The organism is Sphaerisporangium dianthi, assembly GCF_042654065.1.
Lineage (GTDB): Bacteria > Actinomycetota > Actinomycetes > Streptosporangiales > Streptosporangiaceae > Sphaerisporangium > Sphaerisporangium dianthi.
Genome location: NZ_JBHSFP010000002.1, coordinates 401630 through 419856 on the forward strand (window position 1 = coordinate 401630; position 18227 = coordinate 419856).

Below are 18227 nucleotides of genomic sequence, written 5' to 3' on the forward strand. Positions count from 1 at the left end.
CTATGCTTCTCCGCCTGCTTGGTCTTCCGGCGCCGGTTGCGGGGAGGCTGCGTCGGGGTGGGCGGCTATGAACTTTTCGAGGAGGTCGTCGGCGAGTTTGCCTCGGGCGGGGACCTCCAGGCCTTCCTTGCGTGCCCATTCGCGGACGTCGGTGAGGGTGTAGCCCTGCAGGCGGGGGGAGGTGTCGGCGGTTTTCTTGGGGCGCGTCGCCTGCTTGACCTCGCGGGAGCTCTCCAGGACCTGCTCGACGAACGCGAGGGCCTCGCTCAGCCGCTGCTGGTTGGCGTCGGACAGGTCGATGGCGAAGGTCCGGTTCAGCAGCGGGAACTCCCGCCTCGCCACGTCATCGCCCTCGGAGTGGTCGAGGTCGTCAACCAGTATTACCTTCTGCGCCACGTGCAGCCCTTTCCGGATGGATCAACGTCTTGTCTGAACCGTGGCATCATACTGGTGTTCGAGAAAAGATCGTGTGATTGACGCGTGTCGAAGGGCCACCGCATACCGGCCGGCACCGGAAGTCGCCGGCATCCACTGGCCGGCCCCGCATGGCTCACCAGGGTGCGGGTGTATCAAGGCGCTCTGGTGGTTCCGCAGGAGCAACCGAGGCGTTTCATCACGGTTGATGCAGCGACCCGTACGGTCGGGCGTATGAGCATCGAAGATCGGAAGGTTCGCGCTGCGGGGAAGCGCCCTCGTCGCGTTGGCCGGTGGCGTCGGGGCGAGGCGGACGTGCCAGGCCGGGCGTCCTGGTCCTGGACGCGTGGGCGGGTCCTCGCGGCGGTCGCGGTGCTGGTGGCCGGGCTGCTGGCGTTCCCGGGCGTCGTGCCCAATACCGTGGGCAATCTCGGTAGCCTGCTGGAGACCTTTCTGCCCTGGGGTGGCCTGGCCGTTCCCGTGCTGTTGGTCTTGGCGCTGCTGCGTCGCTCGGCCACTGCGATGGTGTCCCTGGTGCTGCCCGCAGCGGTCTGGACCGCACTCTTCGGCGAGCGGCTGTTACCCGCGGATCGGGGAACGGCTCACGACCTGACCGTGCTCCAGCACAACGTCAACGACGAGAATCCCGATCCCGAAGGAACCGCGCGAGCCCTGGCACATGCCGGAGCCGACCTCATCGCTTTGGAGGAGTTGACGCCTGACGCCCTGCCCGTCTACGAGGCCGCCCTCGCGCCCGGCCATCCCCACCACGCGGTCGTGGGCACTGTCGGACTCTGGTCCAGGTATCCCCTCGCGGACTCTCGGCCGGTGGACATCAGGCCCGTGGAGGTCACAGGAGACTGGAGCCGAGGGGTGCGGTCCACCGTGGAGACGCCATCCGGCGACGTGGCCGTGTACGTCGCTCACCTGCCCTCGGTCCGTATCCGACTGCCGGACGGCTTCGGTACCGGCCGGCGGGACGAGAGCGCTGCCGCACTGGGCGCGGCCGTCGCCGCGGAAGAGCTGGACAGGATCGTCCTGCTGGGCGACTTCAACAGCACCCTCGATGACCGAGGCCTGGACCCGATCACCTCCCGCATGACCCCGGCGGAGGAGGGTTTCGGCTTCAGCTGGCCCGCCGCCTTCCCCCTGGCCCGGATCGACCACGTCATGACCCGTGCGGCGACTCCCGTCACCACCTGGACCCTGCCCGCCACCGGCAGCGACCACCTGGCGGTCGCAGCCCGCATCAAGCTCTGACATTCACCGGCGATCGGGGACCACGGTCGTCTCGCGCCTTCCCGATGAGTGGCGAGCCGGCCGGGGGGAGTGAGGTGGAGTGGCCCGGCCGGCTCGGGGGTGGGGCGGAGTCAGTCGCCTTGGAGGTAGTGGCCGTCGTTGAAGTAGGTGAAGAGGTCGGCGTTGTGGGTGGCCAGGGCCTGGGGGTGGACGCGCCAGATTCCGTACGACTCGGCGTAGAGTTCGGTGCCGCTGTTCATTCTGGCCGTATAAGGGGTCAGGTCTATCTTGATTCCCTTGGCGTTGACGTACTTGGTGAATTCCTGCTCGCGGCCCGTCGTCTTCTTGCCGGCGCGGTAATACTTCGCTCGCCACAGGGCGGCGGGGCGCTGGACGGTGCAGAAGCGGAGAACCTCGTCGTGGAAGTCGAGCCAGGGGGCGTGCTTGAGCTCGGGCAGCCGCTCCTGCTCGATGGTGGTGAAGTTCTCGGCCTTGAGGCCCGCGGCCTTGGGGCCCTTGAGGGTGATGATCAGTTCGCCGATGAACTCCATGACATCGACCATGCTGCTCCACTCGCTGAGCAGCTTCTTGCGGATCGTCGTCGCGGCGCCCGCGCCACTGCCCTCCTTCATCGCCTGGAGGGCCTGGGCATAGTCGGGCATCTTGCCGCGCCATTCGCCGATGAGCTGGTCGGCGTTCGCGGCCTTGTTCGCCACGGCCTCGTACGCGGTCTTCGCGTCGTCCGTGACGCTCTCCCAGCGCTTGAGGTCCTTGAACTTCATGTTCGTCGCGGCGGTGATGTCGTCCTGCGGCAGGACGGCGGTGCGCTGGTGGACCGTCGGAGAGACGCTCGCCAGCACCCCTAGGGCGTTGGCACGCGAGTCGGCGCGGCGCACGGCGGTCTCGATGGCGTGGCCCACCTCGTGCAGGATGACCTCGAAGCTCGGCGGCCGGGCCGGGACGCCGTCGGTGCCGCCGAAGAAGCCGACGGCGTCGTTGACGAACGCCCGGTCCGCGACGTAGATGACCCCCCACCTGCCGGAGTTGGGGCCGACCATGTGGAAGAACTGCGCCTGGGTGTGGAAGTTCTCCTCGGCGAGCTCCGGCTTGTCGGCCAGGTTGGTGACGCGCTCCAGTTCGACGCCGACGAGGGCCTCGCGGTCGGTCGCGCTGGTGAGCGCGAGCGCGCGGCTCACCTTGAGGAGCTCGCCGGCGGTCCAGGGACCGCGGATCTCACCGAGGGAGTAGGTGTTCTTGAGCGTCTGCGCGAGGGTCTCCTTGGACGAGGCGTCCGCCGGGCCGCCGAGCGGCAGGCCGCGGCCCACCAGGACCGCCCGGCCGTTGAGGTCCTGGTCGTAGGAGAGGATGACCTGGCCGACGGCGGCGCCCGGCCCACCGGCGAGCGGGAAGATCTGCCGGAACTCGGAGGCGGCCTGGTCGGGCCCGCAGAAGCCGGCGAGCAGCCACGTGAGGGCCGCCCTCTCGGTGTCGGTCAGGGCTTCCGCCGTGGTGGTGGTGACGCTGTACCTCTTGTCCCTGAGGCGGCTCTTGGCGACCCTCTCGGCCGCGACCTCGGCGTTGATGCCGACGGGCAGCGTGGGCGTCTCGAGACCATCGAATACGTAGGAGATGCGGTTCTGGAAGCACGGTGCGGACTCGTCGGTGAGCGCGCACGGTAATGCCATGCGATGTAGGGACATGTCCAGGACATTAAGCCGGTTGCGGCACTTAGTGAAGCGTTCCAATGGAGATTTCTCAGCTTTTGATCCGGGCATCAATGTCGGGTCTTTTTGTGTCGGCCAATAGTCGGCCGGATAATTCGCGTAAATCGTGATATTTCGGATATGTGCTGCCGCGTGGTGGTGCCGTCTCGCGATACCGGCGGAACGTCCGAAGGGCCCGGGCTACGCCGAGGCGCGGAGGTAGGTGAGGGTTGCGAGGACCCTGCGGTGGTCCTCGTCGGTGGTGGGGAGGCCGAGTTTGGACATGATGGAACCGATGTGGGTCTCCACGGTGCGGTCGGTGAGCCAGAGCCGGCGCGCGATTCCCACGTTGGTGCGGCCTTCGGCCATCAGGGCGAGGACCTCGCGCTCGCGGGCGGTGAGCGTGGCGAGGGGGTTGTCGCGCTGGTTGGCGTTGAGGAGCCTGGTGACGACCTCGGGGTCGAGCGCGGAGCCGCCGGAGGCGACGCGGCGCAGCGCGTCGAGGAAGTCGTCGACGTCGAAGACGCGGTCCTTGAGCAGGTAGCCGAACCCGCCCTGCGCGACGAGTTCGAGGCTGTGGCGGGTCTCGATCTGCTGGGAGAGCAGCAGGACGCCCATGGACGGCCAGCGTTGGCGCAGGGTGCGGGCGGCCCGGGCACCGTCGTCGGTGTGGTCGGGGGGCATGCGGATGTCGACGATGGCCAGGTCGGGTTCGTGGGCCTCGACGGCCGTGATCAGCGCGACGGCGTCGCCGATCTTCGCCACGATCTCGTGTCCGGCGTCGGTGAGGAGTCTGGCGAGTCCTTCGCGGAACAGGGCGGAGTCCTCGGCGATCACGATGCGCATGCCGCCACCGTTCTGGTTCGGATGGTGCGGGACAGTGGCCGGTGCCGGCGGGGGCGGGGGCGGGGAGGCAGGGGGTGTCACGAGGCGCATGGGAGGACCGCCCGTAGTGTCGTGCCCTGGCCTGAAGGGCTGTCCAGCAACAGTGCGCCGCCGGCGGCGGCCACGCGGTCGGCCAGGCCGGCGAGGCCGGAGCCGGGACTCATGCGGGCGCCTCCCCGGCCGTCGTCGGTGATCTGGACGGCGAGCCCCGCGTCCTCGTGGGCGATGCGCAGCCCGATCCACTGCGCCTCGGCGTGCTTGACGGCGTTCGTCACCGCCTCGCTGACCACGTAGTACGCGGTCGTCGTGACGTCGTCGGAGACCACGCCGATGTCGACCTCCACCGTCACCGGGATGGTGAGAGAACGCGCCAGAGTGCGGACGGCCACGTCGAGGCCGTCGTCCAGGCTGCTGGGCCGCAGGCCGTGCGCGATGGCCCGCAGCTCGGCGACCGCGCTGCCCAGTTCGGCGACGCTCTGGTCGAGCAGTCCGTCGACGTCGACGGTGCCGTCGCCGAGGTGCCGCTGGGCCAGGCGCAGCGCCATGCCGAGCGTGACCAGGCGCTGCTGGGCTCCGTCGTGCAGGTCGCGTTCCAGGCGGCGGCGTTCGCGGTACCCGGTGGCGAGCAGGCGGGACCTGCTGGACTCGACCTCGCGCAGCGCCAGGGTGAGCTCGATGCGCAGGCGCGTCACCTCCACCAGGAGCGCGGACGACGCGGCGATCTCGCGGAGGAGCTGCGCGGATCCGACGCCGCCGCGGACGAGCGCGCCGATCTGCCGTCCGCTGAGCACGATCGGGGTCAGCCGGTCGTCGGAGGCGGTGACCGTCTCGCCGGAGGCGTCGACCAGGCCGGGCGTGCCGGGGAGGCGGTAGGTCACGCGCAGGCGCGGGTCGCGCAGCGCGCGGCGCAGGACGGCTTCCAGCTCCTCCGGCTCGGCCTGACCGTCGTGGGTGCGGCGGCGAAGGTCCTCGATGGCTTCGAGGGCGGCCCTGCGCTGCGGGTACATCCGGCGGTCGAGCACGCGCTGGACGCGGGCCCGTACCGGCATCAGGGCGGCGGCGCACACGGCGGTCGCGCCGGCCGCGGTCACCGCGCCGTCCTGGCCGATGAGCAGGCCGCCGAGGAAGGAGACGAGCGTGTAGACGCCCAGCAGGACGGCGGTGACCACGCTGTAGGTGACCGCGGTGCTGATCGCCTTGTCGATGTCGTAGAGGTCGTGGCGCAGCAGGGCGATCGAGGTGGCGACCGGGATGGTGACGAACAGGCCGAACAGTCCGATCATCACCAGGTCGGGCGCGTCGATGAGCAGGTAGCTGCCCCAGCACAGCAGTAGCGTCAGGGGCAGCCACAGCGCGGCGACGGTGAACCACTTCAGCTGCGCGCGGCGGACGGGGTCTCCGGCGGCGCGCCGGAACTTGAGCGCCATCGCGGTGGCCGAGGCCACCAGCAGGCCCATGAACGCGAAGACGAGCACGAAGACCAGCGGGACGAGCGCGCCGGGCAGGTCGCCGAGGGGGTGCGGGGCGTTCTCGGCCGGTGCCTTGTAAGGCCCCGGCATCATCGCCGCGGCCAGGTCGAAGGCGACGAAGTCCACGACGAGCGCGCCCGCGACCCAGCGCCAGCGGCGGCTCGGCAGCCTGCCGTCCGGGAAGTAGAGCATCAGCAGCGCGATCGGCAGGTACATCAGCATCCACAGGCCCTGGTCGAGCGGGACCACGATGTCCGGCAGCGGCAGTGCGCCCGGGTGCGTGTACGCGGCGAGGATGTAGGTCTCCGCCGAGGGGCCGGCCGCGATCGCGAAGCCGACGAACGTCAGCAGGGCGCCGACCGGGTTGCCCGGCCGCCGGTCGGCGATCACCAGGCCGAGGCCGATGGAGGGCAGGCTCAGCAGCACTCCCGAGGCGTACCAGGAGACGGCGTCGAACGTCGCCGCGCGTCCGAGATCGGCCAGGCCGATCGCGCCGAGCACCAGCGACGCCACGCCGATCATCCCGACCAGCACGGCCACACGACGGTACATGGGGCAAGAGTACGAACGGCCCTGGAGCCCGCGCATCCGTGCTGACCCTGAGATCGGGTTCCGTGCCGGCCGCGATGCCGGAGATGTCCGCGTTCACGACTCTGGGAGGACAACGGACGGCGTCTTCGAAAGGGAGATCATGAACAGGACCATCGGGCTCGTCGGCCTGCTCGCCACGGCACTGTGGGCCGCCGGCATCGGCGTGGAGTACGTCAACCCCGGCGAGAAGTCCTCCGCCCACTGGCTCGGGGAGCTGCTCATCTGGCTCGGGTTCGTCGGCTTCGCGGTGCTCATCGTCGGCATGCTGCGCTCCGGGGCCGCCGGCCGCGGCGCCTTCGCGAAGGTCGCGCTCGGCGTCTGGGCCTTCGGACACCTGAGCATCGCCATCGGCGGCGTGGTGGAGTACCTGACAGGCGACGCCGACAACCTGTTCTACCCGGTGGGCGGTCTCGCCCAGATCGTCGGCGGCATCGCGTCCGCCGTCGTCGTCGCCCGGGCGGGCGTGCTCACGGGCTGGCGCCGCTGGACGCCGCTCGCCTGGCTGGTGACCTACCTCGGCGTATTCGCGACGTTCTTCGGCCAGACGGCGGAGATGACGGCGCTGACGCTGGCTCCGTTCGTGCTCTGGCTGGCGGCGATCGCGGTGACGTCCGTGGGGTTCGCCACGGCCGACCCGGCGCGGATCCGCGAGGCCGCCACGGCCTGACGCCGGGACCCCGTGACGGCGGGATGCCGGAGGTGGGCGCGGGCGCGCCGCGGCGTGGGGGGGCGCGCCTGTCGGGCAGAGTGAGCTTTTGTCGGGTTTCCTGGACAAGCTGATCATCTGACTGACAATCTTGCCCTTTGTGCGAACGAAGATCCTTATAGTGAGTGTTTGTGGTTCCCTGGCCGCGTTGACGGGTTCCGCGGCGGCGAACGCGGCGGTCAGCGCCGCCGGCCCCACCTTCCAGCTTCCCTTCCCCTGCGGCGAGACCTGGGTCGGCAGCAGCGGCAGCTTCGCCCACACCGGGAACGAGATCGACTTCAACGGCAGCGCCGGCGACGGCGACAGGGACAAGGGCAGGACCGTCGTCGCGGCGGCGGCCGGCACGGTCGTGATCTCCGCGTACCAGACGGGCAACGGCTTCGGCAATCTGGTCAAGATCCGCCACTCCGACGGCAGCACGACCCTCTACGCGCACCTGAGTTCGCGGTCGGTGTCCCAGGGCGCCGGCGTGGCGCAGGGGCAGAAGATCGGCGCGGTGGGCAACAGCTCCGCCAAGTACAAGCTCGTGTCGCACCTGCACTACGAGCAGCGGTCCGCCTCGGGCGGCATCGTCCGCGCGTCGTTCAACGGCGCCACCTTCAAGTACCCCGGCCAGTCGGTGACCTCCAGGAACTGCGGAGGCGGCACCGCGCAGCGGAGGAGCGCCCCCAGCGGCTCCAACCCCTACACCGCGGCGAAGGTGTGCGGCTCGGGCTTCAAGCAGGTCGACTCGGCGTCGCTCGGCTCGCAGGGCCGCGTGGTCCTCATGTACTCCTCGGCGACCGGCCAGAACTGCGTGACCACCTTGCGCGACAGCGGCAGCGGCAAGGCGAGTGCCAGCGCCTACCTGCAGGTGCGGGGCAAGGCCCGGCAGACCGACGCGGGCAGGTACCAGTACTACGCGGGCCCGGTGCGCGCCAAGGCCGCCCGCACCTGCGTCAAGTGGGGCGGCTCCATCGGCACCGCCAAGTACGACAGCCCGTTCGAGCACTGCGGCTGACAGCGGTCGCGTACGACAGCCCGTTCGAGCACTGCGGCTGACAGCGGTCGCGTACGACAGCCCGTTCGAGCACTGCGGCTGACAGCGGTCGCGTACGACAGCCCGTTCGAGCACTGCGGCTGACGGCAGTCGCGTACGGCAGCCCGTTTCGAACGCGGAGGCCGATGCCGGACGAGTGCAGCAGCCCGTTTCGTACATGAGGGCCGATGCCGGACGAGTACGGCATCGCTTCCCGCCGGCGTCGATGCCGGGCGGGGGAGCGGTGCCGTGCGCGGCGCGTCGATCGGCTCGCGCCGGCTCCCCCGGGTCAGGAGGTGGCCCGCTGGAGGGCGAGGCGGCGGTAGGCGGACGGGGGCATGCCGTAGGCCGACTGGAAGGCGCGGGTGAAGTGCGGGGGTGTGGCGAAGCCCCAGCGGGCCGCCACGGAATGGACCGTCCGGTCGCAGAGGGCGGGGTCGGCCAGGTCTCGACGGCAGCGTTCCAGTCTCTGGGCGCGGATCCAGCCGGCGACGGTGGCGTCTTCCTGTTCGAAGAGCCGGTGCAGGTGGCGCAGCGAGATCCCGTGGGCGGCGGCGACCATCGCGGGGGACAGCCTCTCGTCGGCCAGGTGCCGCTGGATGAAGGCGTGCACCGTGAGCAGCAGCGTGCGCTGGTGGACGTCCGGCGGCACGGCCGGCCGGGCGTCCAGGTGGGCGGCGAGCAGCGAGGTGACGAGGTCGGTGAGCGTGGTCCCGAGCCGCGCGAGCGTGCAGGTCCCGTACTGGCCGGGGCCGGTGGTCAGGCGGGCCAGGAAGTCCGAGAGCAGGGCGCCCACCCCTTCGTGGCCCGGCAGGGTCGTGACGGTCAGCCGCTCGATCTTCTTCGGCGGGAGGGGGATCAGGGCGCGGGGAAACTCCATCAGGAAGCCCCGCGTCTCCCCTTCTGACACCGTCGCCACCTGGTAGGGGCGGGAGGTGTCGTAAAAGGCCAGCTCGTACGGCCGCAGTTTCGCGCACCTGTGTTCCTGCGTCACCGCGGCGTCGCCCCGCACGGGGAGCACAAGCTGGAACATCTCCGGGTCTGACCGGCGGATCATCGCGGGGGTGCGGCGCAGGCCGCAGGAGGAGGTCACCGCCAGGGACGAGACCCGGACCGCGCCCATCGTGAGGACGCGCGACCGCAGGCGGAAGCGTGGCGGGTCGGCACTGATGATCTCCACCGTGCCGACCACGCGGGACATGTGCTCGCGTAACAGTTCGAACCGCTCCGGCACCGGTAGGTGCGCGGTCTGGTAGATCTCCACCGGCCTCACTCACTCTCTCGGGCGCGCTTGCGGGGGTCGTCGGACGGACGGCCCGGTCGCCAGGAGGGGCGAGAAAGAGCCCATGGTGAAGCAGGACTCCCGCTCAGAGGTGCCAGGTGTTCCTTTCGCGAGATGGTCGGATCGTCGCCCCGTGGTTTCACCGTGCGGTCCCGTCGCACAGGGGCCCGTGCGATCGCGCCGGGCCCGGTCATGTGGCGGCCCTCGATCCTCCAGAGCCGCCGGGCCGAGTCTGTGCCGCGGAGCCGCGACCTCACAAGGGAAAGGGCGCCGGGTGGGACGGTGGGACGCCGGCCACGCCCTGTACTGGCGACATGGTCCGGGGCTGGGACGGCGGGGACACCCTTTCCTGGAGGCGGGGACACACCGTCCGAGGGGAGGGGACGCCCTTTCCGGGAGGCGGGGACACCGTTTCCCGGGAGGACGGCGGGTATGCGGAGCGCTTCTAGGAGATGACGGAGTGGTCGAAGTTGTCGCCGACCGCGTAGGTGATGAGGGTGGTCAGGACGTCCCGTACGGAGTCCCTGCTGCGTACGTCGCAGAGAAGGATGGGGGCCACGCCGTCCAGTCCAAGGGCGCGGCGGACCTTGACCGGGTCGTGGCGGCGGGCGCCGTCGAAGCAGTTGACGGCGACCACGAACGGCAGGCCGCGCTGCTCGAAGTAGTCGACGGCCGGGAAGCAGTCCTCTAACCGGCGGGTGTCGGCGAGGACGACGGCGCCGAGCGCGCCGAGGGCCAGTTCGTCCCACATGAACCAGAAACGGTCCTGGCCCGGCGTGCCGAACAGGTAGAGCCACAGCCCGTCCCGGACGGTGATGCGGCCGAAGTCCAGCGCGACCGTCGTGGTGGTCTTGGCCTCGACGCCGGAGACGTCGTCCACGCCGACGCTGCGCTCACTGAGCAGCTCCTCGGTGTGCAGTGGCCGGATCTCGCTGATCGTGCCCACCATGGTCGTCTTGCCGACCCCGAAGCCGCCGGCGATCAGGATCTTGATGGCCATCGCCGGGGCGGCGCCGGTGGCGGCGGCCCGATCAGAGGCTGCGTAGCGCATGCAGCACTTCCCTGTAGATGCGTTCGTCGATCGCCTGCGCCGCAGGCTGGGGTCGGTCGATGGTCACGAGGCCCTCGCGCCGCAGGTCGCCCAGGATCACCCGGGTGATGTTGATCGGGAGCCTCAGCTGGGCGGCGACGTCCGCGACCGGGGTGGGGTTGCGGCACGTCGTCAGGATGGCGAGGTACTCCGGGGTCAGGTCCGCCTGCTCGAACGGCATACCGACGGTCGTGACGATGGCCACCAGGTTGAAGGTCTCGCCGGGTGGGCGTGCACGGCCGCCGGTCAGTCCGAAGAGCCTGACCAGCGGCCCGGGATCGTCTCCTGTCACTGCCGGACGCCGTTCCAGGCGGGCGCCGGAGCGGCTCCCCTCGGCAGCGCGGACAGGTGCTCGCCGACGCGCTTGACCATGAGGGCCATCTCGTAGGTCACCATGCCGAGCTCGGCGTCACCCGCGGCGAGCACGGCCAGCCGGGCGCCCTGCCCGGCCGCGGTGACGAACAGGAAGCCGTCCTCCATCTCGATGATGGTCTGCCGGACGCCGCCGAGCCCGAAGTGGCGTCCCGCCCCGAGGGCGAGGCTGTGGCTGCCGGCGGAGATGGCGGACAGGTGCTCGGCGTCCTCCCTGGTCAGGCCCCGCGAGCCACCCATGGCGAGGCCGTCGGCGGACAGCACGATGGCGTGCCGCACGCCGGGGACGCGCTGGGTCAGATCGTCGAGCAGCCAGCTCAGTTCAGGTCTGGTATCGGGCATCGGAATGGCCCTCCTTTCGATTGCGCGTCATTACTTCTGCTCGGCCTCGCCGCGGCCCTGCTGCCAGCCCCGCTGCATGGACGACATGATGGAGAAAAGCTCTTCGGGGGATCGCGGGGTGACTTCGCGCTGCTCGGCGGCCCGGGTCTTGCGGAGCTGGGGCGCCATGCTGGCCTGCCGCACCCTGATCGGCAGCCCGTCCAGGTCGTCCTCGTCGGTGCTCGGCACCGCCGAGGACGGCTGCGCGGCGCCCGGCGACCGGCCCGCAGGCGGCGCCTGGGCGGGGGACGACGTCCGGCCGGGGGAGAGTGGCTGGGCGGACGCCGGTGGCCCGCCGGAGGAGGACGACGTGTCCGGGGCCATCAGCGCCCGCTGCCCGCTCGGCGACGAGGTGGGCAGCTCCCGTACGGGCCGGCTCGCCGCGCCGGGCTGGCGCGGGATCGGCGTGAACAGGTCCACCCGGCCGGTCCCCGCCATGGGGTCGGGGAACCCGTGGGAACGTTCCCACGAGCCGGGAACGGCGGGAATGGGGCCGGTGCCGTGGTCCGGCGTGCCGGCGGCGGCCGGTGCGTCGGGGGTCGCGAGCAGGCCGACGGGCAGCAGCACGATGGCCGTGGTGCCCTCGTACGGGGAGCGCCGGAGCGAGACCTTGATGCCGTGCCGGGCCGCGAGCCTGGCCACGACGAACAGGCCGAGCCGGTCGCTGTCCACCAGGTCGAACTCCGGCGGGTCGGCGAGTTTGGCGTTCAGCTCGTCGAGCGCGGCCTGGCTCAGCCCGAGGCCGCGGTCCTCGACCTCCAGGGCGAACCCGTTGGCGGCCGTCATGCCCCGCACGTACACGGCGGTCTCCGGCGGCGAGAAGACGGCGGCGTTCTCCACCAGCTCCGCGATCAGGTGGATCACGTCGGCGACGGCGATGCCCAGCAGCGGCGGGGCCTGCGGCATGGGCGGCACGATGACGCGGGTGTAGTCCTCGACCTCCAGCACGGCGCTGCGCGCCACGTCGAAGATCGGCACCGGGTCGCGCCAGCGGCGGGCGGGCGCCGAGTCCGACAGGATGATCAGGTTCTCGGCGTGCCGCCGCATGCGGGTGGTCAGGTGGTCGAGCCGGAAGAGGTCCTCGAGCAGGTCCGGCTCCTCGACGCGGCGCTCCATCGTGTCGAGCAGGGTGAGCTGGCGGTGCAGCAGCGCCTGGTTGCGCCAGGCGAGGTTGAGGAACACCTGGCCGACGCCCTTGCGGAGCGTCGCCTGGCCGACCGCGGCCTCCACGGCGGTGAGCTGCACGGCCGAGAACGCCCGCACCACCCGCTCCACCTCGGCGGTGCCGGCGGAGTCCAGGGGCGGGGCCTCGGTCGCGGGGTCCACGTCGTCGCCCTTGCGCAGCCGTTCGACCAGCCGGGGGAGCCGCTGCTCGGCCAGTTCCACGGCCGACTTCTGCAGCCGCCTCAGCTCGGCGATCATGGAGCGGCCGAACCGGTAGGACAGCAGGATCGAGGCGATGACGGCCAGCAGGCCGAGACCGAGGATCAGTCCGATGCGCCAGTACGCCGCGACCTTGCTCGCCTGGCGGCCCTCCTCCGTCCAGAACAGCTCGTTCTGCGTGTCGCGGTTGATGGTCTGCAGAAGGAGGGCGGCGTCGCTCTTCCACACGTCGGGATCGACAGGGGGCACCCCGTTGGTGGACCAGTTGAAGAGCTTGTCCTCCACCTCGACGAGCCGCCTGTAGGGGACGCTGCCGACGAGGTTCTCGTACTGGACGCGCAGGGTGGGGCCCACGTCGCGGCCGGCGTTCGACATGAGCAGGCGGCGTCCGGTCATGGCGGAGACGAACGCGGCGCGGTCGGCCGGGGTCATCCGGCGCTGCACGATCGTGCTGGAGAGCACGGCGTTCTCCCTGCCGAGGTACTCGGCGGTGTTGCTGTAGGCCGTCATGCCGCGCACCACCCGGTCCGACGACACGTCGCTCAGGGCGTCCCCGCTGTTGAGCTGCCGGTTGGCGTCGTCGATCAGCCTGTTGTACGCCTCGATGATCCGCAGGGGCGGGGACAGCCTGCCGCCGTCGGCGGACCGGCGGAGCGTCTGGATCGAGTCCAGAGCCGCCACCAGGGCGCGCACCTCGGCGGGGGTGTCGTCGCCCCCGGCCTGCTGGCCGACCGACCCGATCACCTCGCGCAGCTGGTCGATCCGGTCGTCGGTCAGCCGCCGCTGCTCCGCGAGCCGCTGGTCGCTGCTGATGCTGCGGGCTTGGGCGGTGGCCTGGCGTTCCCGCTGGAGCTCGTAGACGAGCTGCAGGACCGGCGCGCCGATGGCCTGCCAGCGGCTCTGCGTGCGGGAGATGTCGGCGATCTCCGTGATGCTGGAGTACGCGATCACGCCCCAGAAGGCGACCATGGATACCAGGGGAAGCACCAGGATCCTGAGGAGCTTCGTGCGGATCGGTGGGGGCGTGCGCATTATCGTGTCCAATTTCGTGTGCGGCGTGCCGTTTGCGGACGCGGGTTGGAGCCTCTCCCCGAGTGGCGTTTCACGGCCACTTGCGCCGATGATCTGGACAACTATGCCTAGTGGGGCACAAGTGCATCAAGACGGGAAGGCGAAGATTGTGTATCGATGTCTGTCGAGAGTTGTCTACCATGCACGAAGAGTGACTGTTGTAGGGGTGTGGCCACCGTAGGTCACCGATTTCGGACACGACTCCCGCCCCCGGCCTGCCGCGCGGCTCTGGATCCTCCCCGGCGCACCGGTCAGGATGAATCCTGCAACTCCACAGGGGTGATCTACCGGGGAATCGTGGCTGGGGGCATGCGTGGGCTTACGGGTGGCGGTCGTGGGCGGTGGGCTCGGAGGACTGGCGGCGGCGCTCCACCTGCGCAGGGACGGAGTCGACGCGCAGGTGTACGAGCAGGCGCCGGCGCTGCGCGAGGTGGGGGCGGGGGTGATGGTCGCCCCCAACATGGTGCGGCAGATCACGCGGCTCGGCCTCGGCGAGGCGTTGTCGCGGTGCGCGGTCTGGCTTGAGGCGGCATGGGAGTTCCGCCGATGGCAGGACGGGCGGGTGATCTACTCCCAGCCGATGGGAGAGGCGTGCGAGCGGCTGTACGGCGCCAACGTGCACACCGTGCACCGGGCGGACCTGCTCGCGATGTTCCAGAGCGCGCTGCCCGGCGAGGTCGTCCACCTCGATCACCGTTGCGTGGCGCTCGACCAGGACGACGCCGGCGTCGAACTCACCTTCGCGCACCGGACGGGGCGCGAGACCAAGGTGCGCGCCGACGTGGTCATCGGAGCCGACGGCATCCATTCGGCCATCAGGCCACTGATCGTCACCGAGATGGCGCCCCGGTTCTCCGGCCTGAGCGCCTTCCGCGCCCTGGTCCCCGCCGAGAAGGCCCCCGAGCACGCGCGGCGGCCGGTGCAGGCGCTGTGGCTCGGCCCCGGGCGGCACCTCGTCCACTACCCGGTGTCCAGTGGGCGCCTGGTCAACGTCGTGGGCGTCGTGCCGGCCGGTGAGTGGCGCCTGGAGTCCTGGACGGCGGACGGCGACCTGTCGGACTTCGCCCGCGAGTTCGCTGAATGGGACGGCGAAGTGAGGCGGCTCATCGCGGCGGCGCCCGGCACCAAGCGCTGGGCGCTCTACGACCGCAGCCCGATGGAGCGCTGGACGAGCGGCCGCGTCACCCTGCTGGGCGACGCCGCGCACGCGATGCTGCCGTTCTTCGCCCAGGGGGCCGGCCAGGCCATCGAGGACGCCGCCGTCCTCGCCCGCTGCCTGCGCGACGCCGACCGGGACACGGCGCCGAAGGCCCTGCTCGCCTACGAGGCGACCCGCCGGCCGCGCGCCGCCCGGGTGCAGCTGATGAGCCGGGGCCGCGCCGAGTACAACCACCTGCCGGACGGGGCCGCGCAGCGCGAGCGCGACGCGGGCCTGCGGGGCGGGGACATGCTGCGGCACAACGCCTGGCTCTACGGCCACGACGCGGAGGCCGAGCCGCTGGCCGGATGACGGTTCCGCCGCGGCCGTAGTCATCCCGGGCGCGCGGGGTCGTGGCGGGGTGCGAGGCCATGGTCGGTGCGGGGGGTCGTGGTAGCCGGCGAGGTCATGGTTGGTGCGGGGCTCGTGGTGGCCGGGCGGGGGCATGGCGGGTGGGCGTCCGTTAATCGGTTGGCGGCTTCGGAGGGCGGCGCTAGGGTTGTGCCGTGATCTACTCGATTCGCATGCGCCGCGCCTGATCCGGCGCGACCGCCGGGCCGTCCCGCCGCCGGGAGGCCCCTTCTGAGTCGTCCCCCGCGGGGGCGTTTCTCCTGTCGCGCCGTCGGACCACGTCTCACGACATTCCGGAATCCGACAGGACATCATCATGCGTACGAACCGCCACATCCTCATGGTCGGGTGCACAGCGCCCAGCCACATCTATCCCTCGCTGGGACTGATCAGGGAACTCGTGTCCCGCGGTCACCGGGTGGGCTACGTGGTCGGGGACGGCCTGGCCGAGCTGGTCGCGCCCACGGGCGCCGAGATCGTCGCCCATCCGTCCTTGCTCCCTCTCGGAGAGGCCACCTGGCCGGACGACCCGGCCTCCGCGATGCGGATCTTCTTGGACGAGGCGGTCGCGGTGCTGCCGCGGCTCGCCCGACGCCACGACGACGACCGGCCCGACCTGCTGCTCTACGACATCGGCGGGTTGGCCGCTCCCGTGCTCGGGGAGCGGTACGGCGTCCCGGCCGTGCAGCTCTCACCCACGCTGGTCGCGTGGGACGGTTACGAGGAGGACATGGCCGAGGCCCTGCGGCCCATCCGCGACTCCGAGTCGGGGAAGAGCTATCACGCGGCGTACAACGCGTGGCTGCGGGAGAACGGCATCGAGCGGGACGCGTGGGAGTGGATCGCGCATCCCGAGCACGTTCTCTCGCTGATCCCGCGGGCGATGCAGCCGGAAGCCGACCGGGTGCCGGCGCGCGTGCGGTTCGTGGGGCCCTGCCTCGACCCGGTGAGGCCGGCCGACACGAGCTGGACGCCGCCGGGCGACGGGCGGCGCGTGCTGCTGGTGTCGTTCGGCACCGCGTACAACGACCGGCTCGACGTCTACCGGGCGTGCGTCGAAGGGTTCGCCGGGTCGGACTGGCACGTCGTGCTCGCGGTCGGCCGGCATGTCGACCCGGCCGATCTCGGGCCGATGCCGGCGGCGGGCTTCGAGGTGCATCGCAGCGTGCCGCAGCTCGCCGTGCTGGCGGAGGCCTCGGCCTTCGTCACCCACGCGGGGATGGGCGGGTGCACCGAGTCCCTGTGGTTCGGCGTGCCGACCGTGGCGATCCCCCAGGCCGTCGACCAGTTCGGCAACGCGGCGCGGCTGGAGGAGCTCGGCGTCGGCCGGCATCTTCCGGCCGAGGAGGTCACCGCGGCCACGCTGCGCGCCGCGGTCGAGTCCGTGGCCGGCTCGGCCGACGTGGCCGCGCGGCTGGCCGCGATCCGGGCCACGGTGCGCGCGCACGGCGGGGTCGGCCGTGCGGCCGACGCGGTGGAGTCGTTCCTGAGATGACCTGACGAGCGTGGCGGGGCGGCGGTCCAGCCTCGTCACGCTCGCCCGTCCCAGGCTGGTTCGGCCCCGGCACGCTTCCGTCCCGAGGCGGTCCAGCCTCGTCATGCTCGCCCGTCCGAGGCGGTCCGGCCCTGGCACATTCGCCCGTCCGAGGAGGTCCGGCCCCGGGACGCTCGCCCGGCCCGAGGCGGAGGCGGCTCAGGAGGGGCGGGTGGGGACGCGCACCATCCCGGTGGCGATCGCCCGCTTCCACACCTGGAGCCGGGCTTCGATGTCGAGCACCTTGCCGCCGGTGTCGGCGTAGTCGATGCCGCCCGCCTTCGCGTCGTAGACCGTGACGCCGGGCTTGGTCGCGCCGGTGATGGAGCGCTCGATGAAGTCGTACACGGCGACGTCGAACCTCTTCAGCGCCGAGGTGACGATGACCTCGTGCCCGGCGTCGCCGGCGCTCACCAGCTCGTCGACGTCGCAGCCGATGACCAGGCCGCCCGCGGCCTTGGCCGCCGCGAAGACGCCGGGGGCCGAGCCGCCCGCCGCGTGGAAGACCACGTCGGCGCCCTTCTCGAACAGGGCGCGGGCCTTGGCCTTGCCCTTCTTGGGGAGGTCGAAGCCGCCGAAGCCGGGTGCCGTGGTGATGAAGGCGCTGTCCACCTTGATGCCCGGCTCCACGGCCTTGGCGCCGGCCTGGAATCCCGCCTGATATCTCTGGGTCACCGGTTCCTTCACCGCGCCGACGAAACCGACGTGACGAGCACGCGATTTGAGCGCGGCGGCGACTCCGGCCAGGAAACCGGCCTCGTTCTCGGCGAAGAGAAGATTACTGACGTTCGGGGCTTTGACGGTGGCATCGTCCACTATTGCGAACTTTGTCCGCGGAAACTCGGCGGCGACCTTGGCCAGTGGCCGCGCGTAGGAATGGCCGACGGCGATGACCGGGTTGTGGCCCCCCTTGGCGAGGCGGCGCAGCAGTTTCGCCCGCTGTGCGTCGGTGGCGTTCTTGCTCGGCTCCTCCACGGAGTAGCCGGGGAGGAGCCCGCCGGCCCGCCAGAGGCCGGTCCTGACGCTGTCGTTCATCCCGGAGCGCGTCGCCCCGCCTGCTTGGTAGGCGATGCCGACCCTCCTCCCACGTGCCGTGGCGTTCGCCGTTCCCGTCGTGACGGGCTCGGCCGTGACGCCGCCGGCCGTGACGCCGCCGGCGGTGACGGCCTCGGTCCCGGCGGCCCCGCTCGCGTCCGTGGCGTGCCGGGCGGTCCCCGCGGCGCGGGCGGTCCCCGCCGTGGCGGGCGGGGCGCCGTACAGGGGTACGGCGAGGGTGAGGCAGATCGCGGTGCATAAAGGAAAGGCATGGCGCGCGCGGCGCGGCTGCAACGTGGTATCTCCCCGTCTGTCCTCCGATTACGACATGTCATGTCAAAAATAGCGATCAATGATTACTCGTGCCGGTCGGTTGGTGGCAGCGGGTTTGTTTAGTCCCAATATGTTTCGTTCCAAGGGGTTTGGGTGCGAGTATGACCGGGCGACGCGGAGCCGGGGACCGCGTCCCTCGTTCGCCGCACCATGCGATCTCGCGCGCCATCCG

15 protein-coding genes are annotated in these 18227 nt (G+C 71.1%); 5 read left to right on the forward strand and 10 right to left on the reverse strand.

Features of this window, described 5'->3' with window-relative positions; genetic code table 11:
- Entirely contained in the window at positions 1-396 is a 396-nt protein-coding gene (locus tag ACFO60_RS04905) for a histone-like nucleoid-structuring protein Lsr2 (protein ID WP_380837465.1), read from the reverse strand.
- 333 nt (positions 397-729) lie between these two features.
- Between ACFO60_RS04905 and ACFO60_RS04910 the strand changes: the two genes are divergently transcribed.
- Entirely contained in the window at positions 730-1674 is a 945-nt protein-coding gene (locus ACFO60_RS04910; RefSeq protein ID WP_380837468.1) for an endonuclease/exonuclease/phosphatase family protein, read from the forward strand.
- A gap of 110 nt (positions 1675-1784) precedes the next feature.
- Here ACFO60_RS04910 and ACFO60_RS04915 read toward each other — a convergent pair whose 3' ends face one another.
- The 3 genes from ACFO60_RS04915 to ACFO60_RS04925 all read right to left on the reverse strand — a co-directional run bounded on the left by ACFO60_RS04915 (position 1785) and on the right by ACFO60_RS04925 (position 6262).
- The gene (locus ACFO60_RS04915) at positions 1785-3353 is read right to left on the reverse strand and encodes a hypothetical protein (protein ID WP_380837471.1); all 1569 of its coding nucleotides are present in this window, start codon (positions 3351-3353) and stop codon (positions 1785-1787) included.
- Between the two features lie 204 nt (positions 3354-3557).
- Positions 3558-4202 (reverse strand): response regulator, encoded by a 645-nt coding sequence (locus ACFO60_RS04920; protein ID WP_380837473.1) that lies wholly within the window; start codon positions 4200-4202, stop codon positions 3558-3560.
- A 77-nt stretch (positions 4203-4279) separates the two neighbouring features.
- A complete protein-coding gene (locus ACFO60_RS04925) occupies positions 4280-6262 on the reverse strand; it encodes a sensor histidine kinase (RefSeq protein ID WP_380837476.1) in 1983 nt (660 codons plus the stop codon).
- A 139-nt stretch (positions 6263-6401) separates the two neighbouring features.
- Between ACFO60_RS04925 and ACFO60_RS04930 the strand changes: the two genes are divergently transcribed.
- Positions 6402-6968, forward strand: coding sequence for a hypothetical protein (locus tag ACFO60_RS04930; protein WP_380837479.1), 567 nt, complete (start codon positions 6402-6404; stop codon positions 6966-6968).
- 160 nt (positions 6969-7128) lie between these two features.
- Positions 7129-8007, forward strand: coding sequence for a M23 family metallopeptidase (locus ACFO60_RS04935; protein WP_380837482.1), 879 nt, complete (start codon positions 7129-7131; stop codon positions 8005-8007).
- A gap of 307 nt (positions 8008-8314) precedes the next feature.
- Here the strand turns inward: ACFO60_RS04935 and ACFO60_RS04940 are convergent, their stop codons facing one another.
- The 5 genes from ACFO60_RS04940 to ACFO60_RS04960 form a co-directional block, all read right to left on the reverse strand.
- Positions 8315-9289: an AraC-like ligand-binding domain-containing protein gene (locus ACFO60_RS04940; protein WP_380837484.1), complete on the reverse strand. Its 975-nt coding sequence runs from the start codon at positions 9287-9289 to the stop codon at positions 8315-8317.
- Between the two features lie 463 nt (positions 9290-9752).
- Entirely contained in the window at positions 9753-10358 is a 606-nt protein-coding gene (locus ACFO60_RS04945) for a GTP-binding protein (RefSeq protein ID WP_380837487.1), read from the reverse strand.
- Positions 10339-10689: a DUF742 domain-containing protein gene (locus tag ACFO60_RS04950; RefSeq protein ID WP_380837489.1), complete on the reverse strand. Its 351-nt coding sequence runs from the start codon at positions 10687-10689 to the stop codon at positions 10339-10341. Before ACFO60_RS04950 ends, ACFO60_RS04945 begins: the two co-directional genes overlap by 20 nt.
- Positions 10686-11111 carry a roadblock/LC7 domain-containing protein gene (locus ACFO60_RS04955; protein ID WP_380837492.1) on the reverse strand — a complete coding sequence of 142 codons (426 nt, stop codon included), beginning with the start codon at positions 11109-11111 and terminating at the stop codon, positions 10686-10688. Before ACFO60_RS04955 ends, ACFO60_RS04950 begins: the two co-directional genes overlap by 4 nt.
- A gap of 30 nt (positions 11112-11141) precedes the next feature.
- Positions 11142-13520: a sensor histidine kinase gene (locus ACFO60_RS04960; RefSeq protein WP_380837495.1), complete on the reverse strand. Its 2379-nt coding sequence runs from the start codon at positions 13518-13520 to the stop codon at positions 11142-11144.
- 418 nt (positions 13521-13938) lie between these two features.
- Here ACFO60_RS04960 and ACFO60_RS04965 point away from each other — a divergent pair, with 418 nt between their 5' ends.
- Together ACFO60_RS04965 and ACFO60_RS04970 are read left to right on the forward strand one after the other, a co-directional pair.
- Positions 13939-15114 carry an FAD-dependent monooxygenase gene (locus tag ACFO60_RS04965; RefSeq protein WP_380837498.1) on the forward strand — a complete coding sequence of 392 codons (1176 nt, stop codon included), beginning with the start codon at positions 13939-13941 and terminating at the stop codon, positions 15112-15114.
- A 355-nt stretch (positions 15115-15469) separates the two neighbouring features.
- A complete protein-coding gene (locus tag ACFO60_RS04970) occupies positions 15470-16648 on the forward strand; it encodes a macrolide family glycosyltransferase (protein WP_380837500.1) in 1179 nt (392 codons plus the stop codon).
- A 198-nt stretch (positions 16649-16846) separates the two neighbouring features.
- Here the strand turns inward: ACFO60_RS04970 and ACFO60_RS04975 are convergent, their stop codons facing one another.
- Complete coding sequence (locus ACFO60_RS04975) at positions 16847-18016, reverse strand: BMP family lipoprotein (protein ID WP_380837502.1); 1170 nt, start codon at positions 18014-18016, stop codon at positions 16847-16849.
- Between the last annotated feature and the right edge of the window lie 211 nt (positions 18017-18227).